Origin of the sequence: Tautonia marina (genome assembly GCF_009177065.1) — a bacterium.
Classification (GTDB): Bacteria; Planctomycetota; Planctomycetia; order Isosphaerales; family Isosphaeraceae; genus Tautonia; species Tautonia marina.
In genome coordinates, this window is record NZ_WEZF01000019.1 from 1 (window position 1) to 19,116 (window position 19,116).

12 protein-coding genes are annotated in these 19,116 nt (G+C 63.3%); 10 read left to right on the top strand and 2 right to left on the bottom strand.

Going from position 1 to position 19,116, the window contains the following annotated elements:
- Positions 1 to 638 precede the first annotated feature (638 nt).
- The gene (locus GA615_RS20465; RefSeq protein WP_152053191.1) at positions 639 to 1,898 is read left to right on the top strand and encodes a hypothetical protein; all 1,260 of its coding nucleotides are present in this window, start codon (positions 639 to 641) and stop codon (positions 1,896 to 1,898) included.
- Positions 1,899 to 2,071: 173 nt separating this feature from the next.
- Positions 2,072 to 3,916, top strand: a complete 1,845-nt coding sequence (locus GA615_RS20470; RefSeq protein ID WP_152053192.1) for a UbiD family decarboxylase — start codon at positions 2,072 to 2,074, stop codon at positions 3,914 to 3,916.
- A gap of 27 nt (positions 3,917 to 3,943) precedes the next feature.
- Here GA615_RS20470 and GA615_RS20475 read toward each other — a convergent pair whose 3' ends face one another.
- Together GA615_RS20475 and GA615_RS20480 are read right to left on the bottom strand one after the other, a co-directional pair.
- On the bottom strand, positions 3,944 to 5,209 hold the full coding sequence (locus GA615_RS20475; protein WP_152053193.1) for an Nramp family divalent metal transporter: 1,266 nt from the start codon (positions 5,207 to 5,209) through the stop codon (positions 3,944 to 3,946).
- A gap of 37 nt (positions 5,210 to 5,246) precedes the next feature.
- Positions 5,247 to 7,523: a CehA/McbA family metallohydrolase gene (locus GA615_RS20480; RefSeq protein WP_235905587.1), complete on the bottom strand. Its 2,277-nt coding sequence runs from the start codon at positions 7,521 to 7,523 to the stop codon at positions 5,247 to 5,249.
- A 288-nt stretch (positions 7,524 to 7,811) separates the two neighbouring features.
- Between GA615_RS20480 and GA615_RS20485 the strand changes: the two genes are divergently transcribed.
- From GA615_RS20485 to GA615_RS20520, 8 genes are all read left to right on the top strand, one after another.
- Entirely contained in the window at positions 7,812 to 9,098 is a 1,287-nt protein-coding gene (locus GA615_RS20485) for an AsmA-like C-terminal region-containing protein (protein WP_161602459.1), read from the top strand.
- Positions 9,099 to 9,260: 162 nt separating this feature from the next.
- A complete protein-coding gene (locus GA615_RS20490) occupies positions 9,261 to 9,986 on the top strand; it encodes a 3-keto-disaccharide hydrolase (RefSeq protein ID WP_152053195.1) in 726 nt (241 codons plus the stop codon).
- 426 nt (positions 9,987 to 10,412) lie between these two features.
- Positions 10,413 to 13,421 (top strand): zinc-dependent metalloprotease, encoded by a 3,009-nt coding sequence (locus tag GA615_RS20495; protein WP_235905588.1) that lies wholly within the window; start codon positions 10,413 to 10,415, stop codon positions 13,419 to 13,421.
- A gap of 280 nt (positions 13,422 to 13,701) precedes the next feature.
- Positions 13,702 to 14,547 carry a class I SAM-dependent methyltransferase gene (locus GA615_RS20500; RefSeq protein ID WP_152053196.1) on the top strand — a complete coding sequence of 282 codons (846 nt, stop codon included), beginning with the start codon at positions 13,702 to 13,704 and terminating at the stop codon, positions 14,545 to 14,547.
- Positions 14,548 to 14,646: 99 nt separating this feature from the next.
- Positions 14,647 to 15,609, top strand: a complete 963-nt coding sequence (locus GA615_RS20505; protein ID WP_152053197.1) for a S1/P1 nuclease — start codon at positions 14,647 to 14,649, stop codon at positions 15,607 to 15,609.
- Between the two features lie 325 nt (positions 15,610 to 15,934).
- Positions 15,935 to 16,858, top strand: coding sequence for an ABC transporter permease (locus tag GA615_RS20510; protein ID WP_152053198.1), 924 nt, complete (start codon positions 15,935 to 15,937; stop codon positions 16,856 to 16,858).
- Positions 16,859 to 16,942: 84 nt separating this feature from the next.
- A complete protein-coding gene (locus GA615_RS27605) occupies positions 16,943 to 18,262 on the top strand; it encodes an ABC transporter ATP-binding protein (RefSeq protein WP_161602460.1) in 1,320 nt (439 codons plus the stop codon).
- Between the two features lie 78 nt (positions 18,263 to 18,340).
- A complete protein-coding gene (locus GA615_RS20520; protein WP_152053199.1) occupies positions 18,341 to 19,108 on the top strand; it encodes a sulfotransferase family protein in 768 nt (255 codons plus the stop codon).
- The last annotated feature ends 8 nt before the right edge of the window (positions 19,109 to 19,116 follow it).

The window sequence follows — 19,116 nt, forward strand, 5'->3', positions numbered from 1 at the left end:
GAACGTGCGCCATCTCGCGACGCTTGCTGGAAAAGGCGGATGAAACGCCCGAACCCTCCACCTCCACGAACCATAGAACCACGCGTCCTTACCATCTGTGTGTATTCTGCGCGAACTGCTTTCGCCTGCTCTTTAATGGAACGCTTTTGAAGTGAGAGGTCTTTCTTCTTGAGCTTCAACTCCTTTATCGCAAGCTTTAACTCAGGAGCAGTTGATGCAGTGATACTTATCCTACCACCATTGATTAGGACGAAACTCTTTGCGGGTAGGTCGCTCATAAGAAACCTGTGAGATATCAGCCTAACCTGAAGCCGACGAACGATTCGTAATCTTTCTCCACGAATACGAACGAAACCTCGTGGAAAGACACGACTGAATGCTTGGATCATCCCAACCCATCTAACAGATTGTCCCGCGCTCCTTGCGGTGATGCAAGCACAATTCGGGACCCGTCGAGCACCCATTTGTAGCAGCAGCCCGTCACATCCAAATTCCCCGATACGATGACTAAACCTCCCGTTTTTCCCGATGGTATCGGTATCGGGCATTCCGTCTCTGTGGCCGCGCCCAAGGGGGCCGCGCGCCGGGAAGCCTGAAGATCGAGTCAAGAACCCATCGAGACGACGAGAGCCGCAGCTATGAGCCACGCACCGATCTCAGGCGAACATTCCCATCCCCAGCCCACCTCGAAATCCGGCCCCCGCACCGAGGCCGGTCGGCGGCGCAGCCGGCTCAATGCGAAAAAGCACGGCCTGACCGCCGCCTTGCCCGACGGCGAGGCCGAGGCCGCGCTCATGCAAGGCTTCTCCGATCGCTGGGTCGCCCAGCTCGGGGCCGATACCGAGGCCGAAGAGGCGATCATTCGCGCCTCGGCCGTCGCCTATGCGCGGCTCGAACGATGCCGGAAGGTGGAGGAGGCGACCGTAAAGGACGCCGGCCGCAGGGCGATCGACGCCTGGGAGAAACGCCGGCAACGCGGCGCCCGAAAAGTCGCGCAGGGGCTGGCGAAGGACCCGAGCAACACCCTGGCCGATCTGGAAGCCGACTCCTTCGGCTGCGAGTGGCTCATCCGCCAGTGGCTGAAGCTCGACGCCCGGCTGGAGCAGGGGATCCCCTGGGATCGTGAGGAATTTCCCCGCGCCATGCACCTGTTCGGCCTCGCCCCCCAGGCCCCCGGCCCCGACGCCGATCCCATCATCCAGCGCCTCTGGTACCTCGCCCGGCTCTGCTCCGGCTACCCCGTTCCCGCATCCCCCCAGTTCCCCCAGGACCCCGTTTCCGGCCGAATCGCGCTGCGAACCATGATCGCCGAGGAACTCGACCGCCTCGAAGCCCTCCGCGACGATGCCTGGCACGACCACGACCAGGCCGAAGCTCTCTCCGTCGCCCAGATGGCCCAGATCGACACGAGCAAGGAGGGCCAGCTCCGCCAGCGCTACCGCCGCGAGGCGTACTCGGAGATGGTCCGAGGGATCAACCAGCTCATGCGGCTCCGGGTCGAACGGAGCAAGGACCAGGACCGCCAGTGGCACCAGGCCCACCCCGAATTCGGCCGCCGTCGCGTGGCTCCCACCGGGCCAACCCGCGCCGGGTTCCCCAACGTCGCCCCGCCATCTCCCCCGCCCAATCCTGAGCCGGAGCCGACCCACTCGCCGAATCCTCCCTCCGCCACGAACGCCCCGGCCAGTTCCCGAAACGAACCGCAATTTCCCGCTCCGGAGCACAACCCCGATCGCCCGAACTCGCTGCAAAACAACGAGATCCGCCCCGAGCCGTCTCAACCCTCCTCGGCCGATGATTGGCGCACCGAGCCGCGCCCGACGCCTCCCCGTGCCTCCGAGTCCGAACCTCAACGGCCCGCCGATGCCGCCTCGCCGCCTCCCGAGCTCCGTCGATAACCCGTCCGATCGCCGCGGTTTCCCCGTTTCCCCTCCCGATCGCCTCGGGACTCAGAGACCGTCCGCACCCGAGCATGGCCAAATCGCCCGGGATCACTAAGCTATCACTTGGAGACCGCACCCGATCGCGCTCCCCCCTCCTGGCCCTTATCGAACGAGTTTGAGACGCTGGCATGGGTTACCGATCGCTCGCCGCTTGCATCGCCGACCTGAGAACTCAGGGAGATCTCATCGAGATCGACGCCGAGGTCGATCCTCGCCTGGAGGTCGCCGCCATCCAGCGCAGGGTCTACGAGGCCCAGGGTCCGGCCCTGCTGTTCAAACGGGTCAAGGGCTGTGCCTTCCCCGTCGTCGGCAACCTGTTCGGCACGATGGAGCGCACCCGCTGGATCTTCCGCGACACCCTGGAGGCCGTCCGCCACCTCGTCGAGCTGAAGGTCAGCCCGCCCAACGGTTTCAAGCGTCCCTGGCGCTACCTCGATGTCCCCAAAACCGGCCTCAACCTGTTACCGAGGCGGGTCCGCTCGGGACCGATCCTGAGCCACCGAACGACCGTCTCAAGTCTCCCCCAGATCGTCAGCTGGCCGAAGGACGGTGGCGCGTTCGTCACCTTGCCCCAGGTCTACACCGAGCACCCCGACACGCCCGGCCTGGCGAAGTCGAACCTCGGCATGTATCGGGTCCAGCTTTCCGGCAATGACTACGAACCCAACCGCGAGATCGGCCTGCACTACCAGATCCACCGAGGCATCGGCATTCACCACGCCGCGGCCATCAAGAAGGGGGAGCCGCTCCGCGTGAACATCTTCGTCGGCGGCCCTCCCGCCATGACGGTTGCCGCCGTCATGCCCCTGCCCGAAGGCTTGCCCGAGCTAAGCTTTGCCGGCGCTCTCGGCGGCCGGGCCGTGCGGATGGTTCGGCCGCCCGACTGGCCGTTGGCCATGCCCGCCGAGGCCGACTTCGTCATCTGCGGCACCATCAACCCCCACGAGACGAAGCCCGAAGGCCCCTTCGGCGACCACCTGGGCTATTACGCCCTCGTCCATGACTTCCCCGTCATGAAGGTCGATCGCGTCTACCACCGCCCCGGAGCCATCTGGCCGTTCACCTCCGTTGGTCGGCCCCCGCAGGAAGACACCTCGTTCGGCGACCTGATCCACGAGCTGACCGGCCCGCTCGTCCCCACCGTCTTGCCGGGCGTGAAGGCCGTCAACGCAGTCGATGCGGCCGGGGTCCACCCGCTCCTGCTCGCCATCGGCAGCGAGCGCTACGTGCCTTATGCCCAGGAGCGCCGACCGCAGGAAATTCTGACCCAGGCCAACGCCATCCTCGGCCAGGGGCAGATGTCATTGGCGAAGTATCTCCTGATCGTTGCCGAGGAGGACGACCCCGACCTCGACATCCACGACATCGGGCGCTTTTTGCAGCACCTCCTCGAACGGGCCGACTGGGAAACCGATCTGCACTTCCAGACGAAGACGACGATGGACACCCTCGACTACTCCGGCCACGGCTTCAACCAGGGGTCGAAGGTCGTCATCGCCGCCGCCGGCCGCAAGCGGAGAGACCTTCCCACCGAGATCCCGAGCGATCTGGACCTCCCCGACGGCTTCAGCAACCCCCGCGTCTGCCTGCCGGGCGTCCTGGCGGTGCAGGGGCCGCCCTTCGCCCCCGACCATCGCGGCGAGGACCAGAGCCAGGCCGCCTTCTGCTGGTCGTTCCAGCCGAGCGACTCCATCAACGCATTCCCGCTCATCGTCCTGGTGGATGACAGCGACTTTACCGCGAAATCCCTCAAGAATTTCCTCTGGGTCACCTTCACCCGCTCGAACCCCGCGGCCGACATCCACGGCATCGGCTCCTCGACCCACCAGAAGCATTGGTTCTGCCGCGGCTCACTCGTCATCGACGCCCGGATCAAGCCGCACCACGCCCCCCCGCTGGAAGACGACCCCGACGCCGAGCGCAAGGTCGATTCCCTCGGCGCCCCCGGAGGGCCACTGCATGGGGTGATCTGAGGCCATGCCCGGCGCGGCAAGGTCCGATCAAGGCGGGCCTGCCGCACCACCGCCGAACCGGCTCAGGAGATCGGCAATCCCGATGCCCGCAAACGTCACCAGCGTGAGAATCAAGAGCAGGTTCGACCCCCAACGGTTCCGGAAGCTCCGGCCGACCCAGTCCTCTCGGTTGTTCAAAATCAGGAGCGTCACCGCCAGCAACGGCATGAACAACGCCCCCAGCACCGCATGAGCCAGTTGCACATGCCTGACGGAAAGTTGAATCAACACCAATGGAACCACCGCAATGGCAACCAGATACCCCCGATAGGCCCGCGTCTGGTCGAGGTCCACATCGACGATGGCGTCGGTGTCTCCCTTGCTCAGCTGCCGGAAGTCGGCGAACAGATAGGGCGCACTCTGCCAGACTCCCAGCAGGCTCGAAAAAACCGCCCCCCAGAACCCGACCAGAAAGACCAACCGAGCCACCGGCCCCGCCGCCTCCTGAAGCTGATCGGCCAGCAGCAGCGCCACTTCGGCCCCCTGACGGTCCACGGTAATCCGGGAGCTGATCACCAGCATCGCAATGCCAAACAGCCCCGTTGCGGCGTAGGCAATCGCCAGGTCGATCCGGCAGAGCTTCGCCCCCTCCAGGCCCGATCGGTTCGACTCCCGAATCCAGTACCCATACGAGAGCAACGTCACCGTCCCACCCACCCCGCCGAGCAACCCGACCGCATAGGGCAAGTCTCCCGATCGGATCGTCGGGCGGGTCAGCCCCCGAGCGATCGCCTCGAAGTCCGGACCCAGCAGCGCGGCGGCGAGAATCACACACACGAACATCGATGCGACCAGGACCGCCATGATCCGCTCAAAGGTCTTGAATCCTCCCACCCAGACCAGAAACAGGCCACCCAGCGCATGCACCACCGTCCAGATCGCCTGCGACGTGGCCCGGTCGCCGAGCGGAAAGAGACCGTCCCCCGCCACGCCGCAGGCCTTTCCCAGCGATCCCCCGGTGATGAGCGACCAAAGCAACAGATACGCCAGAAAGACCCAGCGAATCCAGCCGCCGAGCTTCGTCGCCCAGCCTTCGAGCAAGGTCGTGCCCGTGGCCATCTGCCAGCGGGCCAGCCCCTCGGTCAACGCCCACTTGAAGACGCAGCCGATCACCACCGCCCAGACCAGGGCCATGCCCGCCTTCGAGCCCGCGTAACTCGCCGTCAACAGGTCGCCCGCCCCCACTCCCGTCGCCGCAACCAGTAACCCGGGACCGATCAACGGAAGCAGCGACGGACGACCCGAAGACGTCATGAGCGATTCCTCATCTACCTACTCTTTGACAATCTGATCACTCAGCCTCACTCTCGGCCAGGATCTTGCGATAGGCCTCCCGAGCGAACTCATAGGCCGCCTCGGCCTCCTCCCGATCCTCGGGACGGATGGCGTTGACCTTTTGCGACCAGCACTGATCGACGCTCTTGAGGCACCACTCGGCCGACTTTTTCGAGGCCCGGACCGGTTGGTCATCGATCAGGACGAAGATCGGGTTCGTATGCGAGCTGGGATAGATCCGCAGGGCCACCCAGCTCGACCGCTCGATCGGGATGTCGAAGGTCAGGTCCTGGAACGAGCCATCGGCCTCGATCTCCTGCCGGGCGACCGGGTATCCGTTGACGACCACCTCGACCGGCACCCGCCGCGAGTCGCCAATCCGGGTCCGTTCAACATCCCAGTACGGCTGCTGGCTCAACGGTCGGTTGCGGATCGCCTCGGTTCGCTCGTCCGGCTCGGGGGCGAGCAGGGCGGCAACCGAGGCCGAAACGCGGACCTGGCCCGGCGCGTCAATCCTCAGCTCGCTGCCGTTCTCACCCACCGCCACGTCCTCGACCTTGAAATCGACCAGATGGCTCCGACCGTCGGAGACGTACGAACGGCCCTCCTTGATCCCTTGAACCCATCGATCAAAGTCCAGCTCTCCGTCGATCTTGACGTACGACCGCCCCAGGCCGACCCGCTCGCCGTAGATGCAGGGGAAATCCGTCTCGCCGCTGATCCTCGCTCGGTAGCCGCAGTTCAGGGTGTGATACCAGATGTTCAACTCCCACGGGGCCGGCGTATCGACGCTGGAGATGAAATCGACCGCATCGTGGGCCACGGTCACGATGTATTCATTCGCGCCGATGCCATCGAATGGCGGAATCTCATCGGTCGGCAGCTCCAGCGACTTCGTCTGCAAGCCCCAGCCCGAGTGCGAGTAACCGACCACCCCGCCTTGCTCCTTGCCCCATTGCAGGACGGGCAAGGTCCAGCTCGGCCATTCTTCAATCAAGGTCGTGCCGGGGTAGTCGTCCTCGGTCAGGCGGAGCAGGCACAGGTGCCCGGCATGCGACGAGGGGAACCCGGAAACCTCGACGTCGTATCGCATCAAGTAATCGGAGGTCGAAAGTGGGTGGATATCTCCTTCGAAGAACTCCTTCTGGTAGTACCAGCACGGCCCCCAGCTCAGGACGCAGCCGACGGCCAGGTCTTCACCGAGGATGTGCCGCATCATGTGCTCCGGCTCAACCCCCTCAGTCGGACTTTCATAGTGGGCGCAACCGGCGGCGTGAACGTGGTGATCGCCGGAGTACCAGCCCATCGCGGCCAGGTCGGCCCAGCGTTCCAGCTCGAACGCTTCGGTCTGGGTGCCGGCCCCTTCGGCCACGGTGATCTGGCGAGACTTGACCTGGTATTCCGGCCCTCGGGTGTACTCGACGTCGAAGGTGCCCGGCGGCAGGATGACCGACTCGCCCGACTTCCGGTAAATCTGCGGGTGGAAGAAGAAGTCCGGGGCGAGCCGGCGACCGGGAGACGGGTAAACACGTCCCAATTCGTCGCGGATCAAGAGCGAGGCCATCACCGGCGTGTCGTCCTCGTCTCGAATGTCGAGCGAGACGACCACGCCCGGCTCGCACTGGAACAGGATGTCCACGTCGGATCGGAAGCCGAGGTCCTGGGTTCCCTGGCCGACGTCGAAGGTCAGCTTCGCCTCGCGGGGGCCCGCGTCTCGGCTGTAAATCTGGATGATCCGGTATTCGAGCGCCAGACCCGAAAGGGTCGGGTTCAACGGCCGGTCGTTGAACATGGCGATCTCGGTCCAGCGGTCGGGGATCGACTCGGGCGGAATCGTCTGCTTCGGATCGGGCGAGGCGGTCGATCGGGTGTAAATCGGTGCCGCGTTCGGGCTGGCCACGCGAAGCGGAGCCGTCACGCCGGCCTCGTTGTGGACCTTGATGAGAAAGGCTCGCCAGCCTTGCTGCGTCAGGATTGGCTCGGCCGGCCCTTGCTGGGCCTTGACCCGGCTCTCGGGGTTGATCGAAACGCCGACGAGGCAGTAGGGGTCGAGAATCTCCTGGATCGCGGCGGAGCCTTCCGACTCATCGGTCTGGGTGAAGGCTCGTTCGAGCTGGGCCCGTTCCTCGACGCTGAGCGGGCGGCCGATCACCTCCAGGGCATCGGCCACGCGGCGGGCCTGGGCGGCGAGCGGCTGAAGCGGAACACCGGCAACCCTGGGCAGCTCGCCGGCCTCGATCAAGGTCGGAGGAAGCAACGCCAACAGGGCCAGCACGCGCAGAGAGGCATTCATCAGGATCATCCTCCTGGGTCCGCAATCCGAGCCGGGGGTAGGCATTGGGACGGGCCTCGGCCGAGGGTCGAGGGCCGAGGGTCGATCCCCTCTCGTCGAAACCGAACGGTCTCAGGGCTGAGGCTAGCCGGGAGGCCAGGCCGATGCAACCAACCGCCCGGGAAGTTCCGCTTGTCGCCTCCGACGGCTTACGGTATGGTCCCCGCGACATTCCGGGGTGACGACCCGCGCCGCAATCGTTGTGGGCGGGAAGGCTCCGCACTTCCCCCGGGCCTACGGAGGCTCGCCATGCGAGGTCCGAGACGCCTGCGCCTCGGCCGACGTTGGCTGATCGCCCTGGTGCTGGCCCCGCCCGTGTTCTGGACGGCCGTCCTGACGTTCGTGCCGACCGACTGGGCCCGGCGAGCCATCGAGGAACGGGTCCAGCGCATGACCGGTTGCCCGGCTCGGCTGGAACACGTCCGGTTCGGCCCTCTCGGCGGAGTCCACCTGACGGGGCTGTCGATCCTCGAACCGAGAACCACGCCGGACGAGGTGACCGCCCCCTGGGTCGAGGCCGGATCGGTTCGGGTCGATCTGAGCCTTGGAGCCTTGCTCGTCGGTCGGGGAGAGCCGAGCCGGGTCGATGTGTGCGACCTCTCGCTCCGCCTGGCCCGGGATCGAAACGGCCGTTTCCCTCCCTGGCTGTTGCTCCGGAACGCCGAGCCTCCCGAGCTTTCGGTCCACGACGATCCGCAGGGCGACTCCGAGTCGCACGGGCCGATTACCTTCCGCCTGACTCGGGGACGTATCGTCTTTGTCGATGCCCAGGTGGCCACGACGGTGGCGATCGACGACCTGCAATGCTCGGGAACCTGGTGGCCCTCGGTCGTCGAAATCGAGGATCTGAGGGGGGGGCTCAATGGCGGCACCTTCGCCCTCGCCGCCGAGATTGAGCGGGGACCGTCACCGGCCTTCATGGGCCATTTGGAAGCCCGAGGCGTTCAGCTCGGCTCGAACCTGGGGCTGATGACGTACCTCGTCCCGTATCTCGCCGGGGCCTCCGATCAACTGGACGGCAAGCTCGACGTCGACCTCGAATTGAAGGGGCAGGGGGCCTCGGGCTCGGACATCCGAGATTCGCTGAGTGGCCGGGGGATGGTCCGGATCGACCCGATCCGGCTGGAGGGTTCGTCGCTGCTGATCGACCTGGCTCGCGTCCTCCCGGTCACGCAGTACGGCAAGGTCGGTTCGCTGCGGAGCGAGTTTTCCATTGAAGATCGGCGCATCTTGAGCCGGAAGATCCAGCTCAACCTGGGCGGAACGCCGATCGTCCTGACTGGGGGTTCGGCCTTCGACGGTCGCATCCACTACCAGCTCGATACCGCGCCGCTCGCCGGGAAAGTCGGCCCGGACATGCTCGCCTTGCTCGCCGATGCCGGGATCACTCCCGAGGATCTCCTTGATCTGAAAATTACCGGCTCGATCGACCAGCCCCAGGTTCAGATTGGCCGGTTCTCCATCGACGCCCGCCAGGAAGGCCGATCGACGCTCGACGCCATCACCCGACGGCTCCGGGATCGCCTGCGACGGTAATCGAGGGCGGGAGGGCCGATCGCTCGCATTGGTCGGCCTTGCTGCGGGATCGTTGTCGAGGCTTCCGGCGGCTGCTACGATGCCGGTCGGCGTCGGCCCCGTTTCCCCGAATTCCCCAAAGCAAAGGCCGGCGCTCGACCCTCCCCAGGAGACCACGACGCGATGAACCTCTTGAACTTGAAGTCGCTTCCCCACCTGATTCCGGCCTTGAGCCTGCTGGTCGTGAGCCTTGGTGCTCCGGCCCTGGCCGACGACGAGGCGATCGACGTGACCGAAGGAGGAGAGACGATCGTCCTGCTCCAGGACAACTCGCTCGACAACTGGGCCATCCACGTTGACCCCCGAACCGAGCCCTACAGCCCCGAATCGAAGGCCGAGGGGATCTTCACCGTCAAGGACGGCCTGCTCGAAGTCACCGGCGAGCGCTTCGCCTGCCTGACGACCAAGGAGGCGTACAAGAATTACCACCTGGTCCTCGAATTCAAGTGGGGCGAGAAGAAGTGGGCCCCCCGGGCCGACGTGATCCGAGACTCCGGCATCCTGATGCACTGCGTCGGGCCGGACAAGATCTGGACCACCTCGATCGAGTGCCAGATTCAGGAAGGGGACTGCGGCGACTTCTTCATGGTCGGCGGCACAACCCTGACCGTCGACGGCGAGACCAAGACCGGCGGCCGGTTCATCAAGTCTCCCGACACCGAGAAGCCCAACGGCGAGTGGAACACGATCGAGGTCATCTGCGATGGCGACCGGATCGTCAACATCGTCAACGGCACCGTCGTCAATGACGGCACCGGCGCGAGCGTGACCGCCGGCCGGATCGCCTTGCAATCGGAAGGGGCCGAGGTCTTCTACCGCAACGTCATCCTGAAGCCGATCGCACGCTGAGCCGTCTCTCGCAACCCTCCGCCGATCCACGCTCCGCACCAGCCAAAGGGCCGGGGACCGTGGATCGGGGTCAATCTGAAACCAGAATAATCGCCCCGTTTCGCAAAACCGCGCCAATCGCCCCAAATTCTCCAATTCTCCCCAAAGATCCGATTTCGTTCGGAGTGGACTGTGTTGTGGGGCGGGGAGTGCGTAGGATAGTTCTGGAGTGAACGGTCTGGGAGCGACGGAGTCGAACCAGACCGCTCACGGACTCGAACAGAGGGAACGAGAATCGACCACGTTCCGCCCCCCAAGGCTTCCCGGTGGATGATCCACCGCTCGCTTCCTCTCCGCGAGCGAGCCGGGAACGGGGTCTTCGTGTTCCTCCCGATCTTGCTTTGAACTCATCTCCGCGTTGATTGACCCCACGAGAGAGACGCCACCATGATGCGCTTCCCGAGTTTCGGGTTCCGCTGGCTGGCACCGATGCTGGGCATTGCCCTGCTTGGTGGTCCGGCCTCGCAGGCGATTGGCCAGCCGCAGGAGGAATCCCCCTCCGCGTTCCCTTCCGGCCCGCTGCCGAGCGGGTTGCCTCCGGAGCTGATCGCCCGGCTGGCTCAGGGAGGATCGAACGGTAATCAGGCCAAGCCCGACGACTTCCCTCCGCTCGACAAGGTGATCGAGGGGTATGAGAAGGTCGTCTCGATGCTCGACGGCAAGCCGAGCTTCTTCAACATCTGGATTCGCAAGCGCGACGGCCAGATGATCGCCGAGCTTCCCCGAGAGTACATGAGGCAGAAGCATTACATCGCCCTGACCGTGGCCAGCGGCGAGCGCTTCGCCGGGCTTCAGGCGGGCGACATGTACGTCTACTGGAAGCCCTACGACAAGCGGCTGGCCCTCATCCAGCCGAACGTCGAGATCCGATCGACGGGCGACAACGAGTCGAAGGCCTCGGTCCAGCGCCTGTTCACCGACAAGGTCTTGCTCGACATCCCGATCCTGACGATCGTTCCCCAGGGCGGCCCGGTGATCGACCTGGATGAGCTGCTGGTCGGCCAGGCGTCGAAGTTCTTCGGCAACAGCGTCCGGATCAGCAACCCGAGGCTCGCGGCGATCAAGACAGCCAAAGCGTTCGAGCAGAACGTTGAGCTGGCCTTCGAGGTGCCGATGGAGGACGGGCAGCTTCGAACCTTGCACTACTCGATCAGCCTGATTCCCGAGAACACCGGTTACCGAGTCCGGAAGGCCGACGAGCGCGTCGGCTACTTCACGACAGCCTATTCCGACCTGGGCAAGTTCGCCGAGGGAGAAAACCGGGTCCGCTACATCAACCGCTGGCACCTGGAGAAGGCCGATCCGAGCTTGAATGTCAGCCCGCCGAAGCAGCCGATCGTCTTCTACATCGAGCACACGACTCCGATCCGATACCGCCGATGGGTCCGCGAGGGGGTGCTCTACTGGAACAAGGCGTTTGAGAAGGTCGGCTTCTCCAACGCGATTGAGGTTTACTACCAGGATGCCGCCTCAGGGGCCCACATGGAGAAGGACCCGGAGGACGTTCGGTACAACTTCATCCGGTGGCTGAACAACGACGTGGGCACGGCGATCGGCCCCAGCCGGGTCAACCCGCTGACCGGCCAGATCCTTGACGCCGACATCATCCTGACCGACGGCTGGATTCGGGCCTTCTGGCGCGACTACAACCAGGAATTGCCGAAGATCGCCCTGGAAGGTTTCAGTCCCGAAACCATGGCCTGGCTCGACGCCAACCCCGACTGGGACCCCCGCATCCGGATGGCCCCGCCGGCCGATCGTGACCTCCTGATCGCCCAGCGCGCCATGCGAGGCCCCCAGCCGCTCGGAGGCCACCCGGCCGCCCACGTCGACCCGACCCTGATGGGGGACAACGAGTTCGACGGCCTGATCGGTCGGATGAGCCAGGTCAACGGCCTCTGCCTGGCCGCTTCGGGACGGGCTCGCGACGTGGCCGCCTTGCGGCTGCACCTGGCGACGCTCGACGACGGGCACGGTCACGATCACTCCGCCCTGGCCGAAGGGGACAAGGACGGCGAATCGCCTAAGAAGGAGGACGATTCGGAGCCGAAGGAGATGCTCGACGGGATTCCCGAGGAGTTCATCGGCCCCTTGCTCGCGGACCTGGTGGCGCACGAGGTTGGTCATACCCTCGGCTTGCGGCACAACTTCAAGGCGTCGGGCCTCTACACCTTGAAGGAGATCAACAGCAACGCCCTGAAGGGACAGAAGCCGTTCACCGGGTCGGTGATGGACTATAACCCCGTGAACATCAACATGGAATCGGGAGAGGTCCAGGGTGACTATACGATGATCGACATTGGCCCGTATGATCTTTGGGCCATTGAATTCGGTTATACGACCGATGAAAAGGATCTCAAGAAGGTTCTCTCCCGGGTTTCCGAACCCGAACTGGCGTATGGAACCGACGAGGACACCGGTGGACCCGACCCGCTGGCCCGTCGCTACGACTTCTCGAAAGACCCGCTCGACTACGCCGAGAACCAGATGAGGCTGGCGCGCTATCACCGCGAGCGGCTTCTGGAGAAGTTCGTCGACGACGGCGACAGCTGGGCCAAGGCTCGTCGCGGCTACGAGATGACCCTCGGGTTCCAGGTCTCGTCGTTGAACATGCTGGCCGGCTGGGTCGGCGGCGCGTTCGTCAACCGAGACAAGAAGGGGGACCCCGGCGACCGCGACCCGATCAAGGTCGTTCCGGTCGATCAACAGCGGGCAGCCCTGGCGTTCATCATCGAGAACGCCTTCAAGGACGACGCGTTCGGCCTGACCCCCGAGCTGCTCCGCCGGATGTCGGTCGATAAGTGGCTCGACGGCGACGGGTTCCGATCGGCCGTCAACGATGAACCGACCTGGCCGATTCACGATCGGATCATGGGCATTCAGGCATCAGCACTGACGATGCTCATGAATCCGACCACCCTGAGGCGGGTCTATGACAACGAGTTCCGGATTCCGGCCGAAGAGGATGCCCTGACCCTTCCCGAACTGCTCGAAACCGTGAGCAAGGCCATCTGGTCGGAGCTGGACGAGCCGGGCAACGGTCCGTTCACCGATCGGAAGCCGATGGTGTCGAGCCTGCGCCGGAACCTTCAGCGCGAGCATCTCGATCGCCTGATCGATCTGTGTCTGGACAATGGAGGCAGTGGGGCGGCCCAGAAGCCGATCTCGAACCTGGCCCAGATGCAGCTTCGCGAGCTGAAGGATCAGGCATCGAAGATTCTCGAAGCGACCAACGGCAAGGCCGACTCCTACACCCGCGCTCATCTACTCGAAACGGTCGATCTGATCGATCGGGCGTTGGATGCTCAGGTGATTTACAACACGAAGGACCTGGTGCCCACGTCGGGACGCCCGATGGTCCTGTTCGGCGAGCAAGGCATTCCGTCGTCTCGCTGAGTGAACGAGGCCGGGGAGGGTGAGTGCCCCGGCTCGTTGAGAATTGTGGTTCGAAACCCGCCGGAGACGGTCCCGATCGCATGGGGATCGTTTCCGGTGCGCTTATTGGTGGGGAGTGGGTTCCGGCCGGGCCGAGCTTGACCGTTCTGTCCGCTCCGGGTAGAGAACGAGGTCCCGGTCCAGCGCAGATCGTCCGTTCCTTGCCGTTCAGGCGATCACAACCGAAGGGTCAGGCCAAGGGAGTGCCTGCCGAGGACCGGCCGCCAGGAGGATTGCGGCAATGCACGGCGGAGGAACGGGGCAGCAGATCGGCCTGGCCCATCGGGCCCGACGACGGCTCCAGCGCGTCGCCGAACGAACCCGGCATCGGATTCAAGGGGTGCCGGTTCGCCTGGCCGAGCGGGCCGCCGGATTGCCCGTACCGCCTCCTCGCTTGCTGCACGACATCGGCAATTCCGAGGACCCGAACTGGTTTCTCCAGGGGGGTCGCTGGGCCGCCGAGGACATCCGAAACGCCGCCGCCCGCCACGGAATGCCGATGGAGGAGGTGGGGGCGTTGCTCGACTTCGGCTGCGGGGTCGGCCGGGTGGTGCGCCACTGGTCGAGCCTGGCCGCATCGGGGGTCGAGATCGTGGGGACCGACACCAACCCGGCGATGATCGCCTGGTGCCGCCGTCATCTCGGCTTCGCTCGCTTCGCGGTCAATACGCTCGATGGGCGGATCGACGCCCCCGACGATTGGTTCGGCCTGGCCTACGCCCTGTCGGTCTTTACGCACATGGGAGCGACCCGCCAGCGGCACTGGATGGCCGAGCTGCGCCGGGTGGTCCGGCCCGGCGGCCTGGTGCTGATCACCCTGCACGGCGACGCCTACCGAGCCGGTCTTTCTCCCCAACTTCGCAACCAGTACGACAGGGGGGAGATGGTGGTGGTGGGCACCGACCGCGAAGGGAGCAACGACTGCGCCGCCTTCCACCCGCCTGGGTCGCTCGCAACGGGCCTGGCCGAGGGGTGGGAGCTTCTGGAATGGCTGCCCCAGGCGGCTCGCGGGAATCCGGTCCAGGACGTCTGCTTGCTGCGAAAGCCCCTCGATTCACGAGGGCCCGTTCCACCGAAGGGGAGGTGATCAGAGCGGAATCGGGCTTGGGGACGGGGCGATCAATCGCGTATTCTGGCAACGCTCCCGAGACGTGCCCCGCTCCACCCCTGGCCGAGTTTTCCGCCGATGCGACCCTTCGTTCTGTCGGTTGTTGCGATCCTTGCCCTGTTCACCGTTGGTCCACATCGAGCCCAATCGGCGAGTCTCTGGAACGATTGCGGCCACCGGGTGATTGCGGCCATCGCCTTCGAGGAACTCGGCCCCGAGGCCCGTCAGGCGCTTCTCGACTTGCTCGACCAGCACCCGGCCGCGCAAGACGCGACCTTCTGGGCCAAGCATCCCCTGAACGGTGACAATGCCGAGCTGAACCGGTTCATGAACGCGGCCGTCTTCCCCGACGACGTGAAGCGGCCGGGCCCGTTCAAGCGCTACGATCTCGGCCGGGCTCATTACATCAACTTCCGGATCATAGTCGATTCCGCAGGGATGGTGGAGGTGCTGCCCCCGTTGCAGGACCTCGACTACGACGACCCGCACGGCGACATCCTTGAATCGCTGGCGACGAACCTGGCGATCGCGCGCGACCGGTCGGCCTCGGCGTCGGATCGGGCGTTGGCGCTGAGCTGGATCTTTCATCTGGTCGGCGACCTGCATCAGCCGTTGCATAACGTGGCCCGCTTTTGCGTGGCGACCCCCAACGGCGACCGGGGAGGCAACGGCATTCGGTTCGCCCAGGGGAACCTGCACAGCTACTGGGACCGGGCGCTGGGGACCGACGCGACTCCCGAGAGCGTCGAAGCGCTGGCCGCCGCCTTGCGGGCCGAGTCTCCGCGTGAGACGTTTGCCGAGCGGCTCGCAGAGCCCGACCCGGGCCGATGGTCGCGGGAAGGGGTCGACCTCGCCCTCCAGACGGTTTATCGCAACCTCGACCCCTCGCTGGCCGAGTTCCCCGACATCCCGATCGGTTACGAGGCCGACGCCCGATCGCTCGCGCGGCGGCAATCGGCCCTGGCCGGCTATCGCCTGGCGGACCTGCTCCAGGGGATCTTGACCAGCCCGGAATCTCCGGCCGATCCCGCCGACAAATAACCCAGGCTGCCTAAGCTTCCAGGCGAATGCACGTTCACCAGGTTTTCATTTGACAAAAAAAGGTGACGCTCGATACCGTGTGCTTCCGGCGGATTTTCGAGAGACGTGTCACAAGTGATGGTTGTTTCCCTAAGATCATTCAAGATCAAATCGTTCGCGCTCGATCACTCGGATCCCACCCGTGGATGGTGATGGCGTTCCGATGAGTCGCAACGGACGAATCCTTGCCAACGTCCCACACTGCATTCGGTCTGTCACACCTTCGACCAGGGACGCGGGATTCGTGAAGCACAGCAACCAAGAGGGCCGCGCAGCGGTTTGAGTTTTGGAGAGGGATCCAGGAACCACCACCGGAGACTCGGCGTTCTCAGTCGGAACGGTCGCCTCCTCGAAACCGTCGGCCACGGTCGACACCTTGATCATCGAGCCGCCGTCGGGGTGGCAACTGGTCAATCTTCGAGAGCTGGTGGAACGACGCGATCTGCTCGTGTTCATGACCTGGCGGGGGATCAAGGCGCGGTACGCTCAGTCGGTGCTGGGGATTGGCTGGGCGGTCTTTCAGCCGGTCATCACGATGCTGATCTACACGGTCATCTTCAGCCGGGTGGCCAAGATTTCGTTGCCGGGGAACCTTCCGTACGCGCTGGTGGCCTTCTGCGGGATTCTTCCCTGGTTGTTCTTCTCCTCAGGACTGACGGGGGCGAGCAACAGTCTGGTCCAGAACAACCAGATGATCTCGAAGATCTACTTCCCGAGAATCATCTTGCCCCTGGCGCAGATTCTCTCGAAGTTCGTAGACCTGGGGATCATGCTGCTGTTGCTGGGGCTGCTGCTGCTCGGCTACGCGATGGCGGGGTATGATGTTGCTCCGCGCCCGGAAGCGATTGTCGTGATTCCGGCGATGATTTTGGTAGCCTTCGTCGCGGTGCTGGGGCTGAGTCTCTGGCTGGCGGCGATGGCGGTGCAGTACCGAGACGTGGCGTATGCCCTGACCTTCGTGATTCAACTGGCGATGTACCTGACGCCGGTGATCTACACGACCGAGATGATCCCCGGTCGTCTCTTGCCCATTTTCGGGCTGAACCCGATGCTGGCGGTTATCACCGGATTCCGGGCCAGCCTGCTGGGCGCCCCGTTCGAATATCACCTTCCCCTGATCCTCGAAGGTACGCTGGTTGCCGTGATTCTGCTGGTGACCGGTCTCTTCTACTTTCGGCGATCCGAACGCTTGTTTGCCGACGTCGCCTAGACTTGAAGTGCATTCGAGCCCTTGGCGTGGCGTTGGTTCCTCGTCCGTTCCCCTCCGCATCCCAGAGTTCTTCCGAACATCATCATGTCGAACACCGCCATCAGTGTCGAAGGACTGAGCAAGCTTTACCGGATCGGCCTCGCGGAGGAGCGGCACGAATCGCTGCTCTCTGCCTCGATCGATGCGATGAAGCGCCCGCTGAAGAACTTCCGCAAACTCTGGCGGCTGGACACCTCACGATCGGGGGCCGAAGAGGAGGCGGATCTCATCTGGGCCCTCCGCGATGCATCCTTTGAGGTTTCGCAGGGGGAGGTTCTCGGGGTCATCGGCCGCAACGGCGCGGGGAAATCGACCCTGCTGAAGATTCTTTCCCGAGTCACCTGCCCGACCGCTGGCCGGGTGGTGGTTCACGGGCGTGTGTCCTCATTGCTGGAAGTCGGCACCGGGTTTCACCCCGAGCTGACCGGCCGCGACAACATCTATCTGAACGGCACGATCCTCGGCATGACCCGTCGGGAAATCGACCGGAAGTTCGAGGAGATCGTCGAGTTCTCGGGCATCTCCAGATTTCTTGACACGCCGATCAAGCGCTACAGCTCGGGCATGAAGGTTCGGCTGGCGTTCTCGGTGGCGGCTCATCTTGATCCCGAGGTTTTGATCATCGACGAAGTGCTAGCCGTCGGCGATCTTGAATTTCAGCAGAAGTGCCTGAGCAAGATGCGGGATCTTTCGTCCGACCGCGATCGAACGGTCCTGTTCGTCAGCCACAACCTCGGCGCTCACCAGGCCCTTTGCGACCGAGGGATCGTGCTGAGCCAAGGGCAATTGAACTTTGATGGCCCGATTTCGGAGGCGATCAACTTCTACCTCCAGTCCAACACGCCAACCTCCGACCGCCAGTCGTTGCTGGAGGTAACCAACCGACGGGGGAGCGGGGAGATTTTGATCAAGGACATCCGATTTATCGATGCCGAGAGTGGGACCGAGTTGCTGACGTTCATTCCTGGTCGCTCGGTGCGTGTTGAGATCGGGTACCTGAACCGAAGCGACTCCCCGATGTCGGAGGTCGAATTTTCCATCGGCTTTCGGACCATGCACGGCCAAAAGCTGACCGAATTACGAAGTGGATTCGCCAATCGATTCTTTGAGACAGAGTCTGGGGAGGGAGTCGCCTCTTGCACCATTCCCCGATGGCCGTTGAGCCGAGGCCATTATTACTACCACTGTCAGATTCACGCGAAGCGACAGCTCATCGACCTGATTAACCCCGTCGGTCAGATTGAAGTCGAACGCGGCGATTTCTACCAGAAGGGTGGTCGACTCATGAACGAGGACGGCATGATTTTCGCCGATTTCGACTGGTCGCTCTCGGGTGGCGTACCCTTGGAGGTTAATTTCGATTGACCGTTGACCAAGCAAGGCTCCTCCATCAGGCAGGCTCAAACCAAGGGACAAACCCATTTTCACGAGAGACTTGAAAGCATGTCATACTCCCATAACCTAAAGTTTGTTTTCATCCATATACCAAAGTGCGCCGGAACAAGCATCGAGAAGGCACTACAAGGACAGTGCAAAATTGAGAATATAGGCAAATTCGACCAAGATTTCATTGAAAAAAACAAACTTGGTCTCTCTAGCCGCTTTCATCTCAGTGGGAAGCATTTAGCTGCAAGCGATCTGCGAAAACTGATGGGCGAAGAAATTTTCGACAGCTATTTTTCATTTGCATTTGTTCGGAACCCATTTTCCCGCCTCGTATCTTACTATCATTTTCTGAAACGACACGACTCTCTTGAGCACGAGAAAGCTCAAGTTCGCCTTGCACTGCACGCCAACACTTTCACAGATTTTGTCAAAGCGGCATTGAATGACGCAGACCCAGCATCAGACCTTCTCTTTAATCAGCAACCTTATATTTGCAACGAAGAAGGAAAGATTATTGTAGACAAAATCTATAAATTCGAAAACCTCCAGCATGATTTTGCAGATGCATGTAGGAGGATAGGTGTTCGCCCTGGCCTGGCATCTCACATCAGGGATCTTTTTCATGTTCCGCGAATCACACTACCTCGTTTGAATCGAGGTGATGGTAAAACTGCTCAGTATCAGAACTATTATGACTCTGGCATTCGCCGAGCCGTTGAAGATCGCTGCCAACAAGATCTAGTTACATTCAACTACTCGTTCGATGACTATGCTCGAACACCACAGCCTGTCCCTGTTACCTCTTCCGCTGACTCCTCATATTGACACGCGGC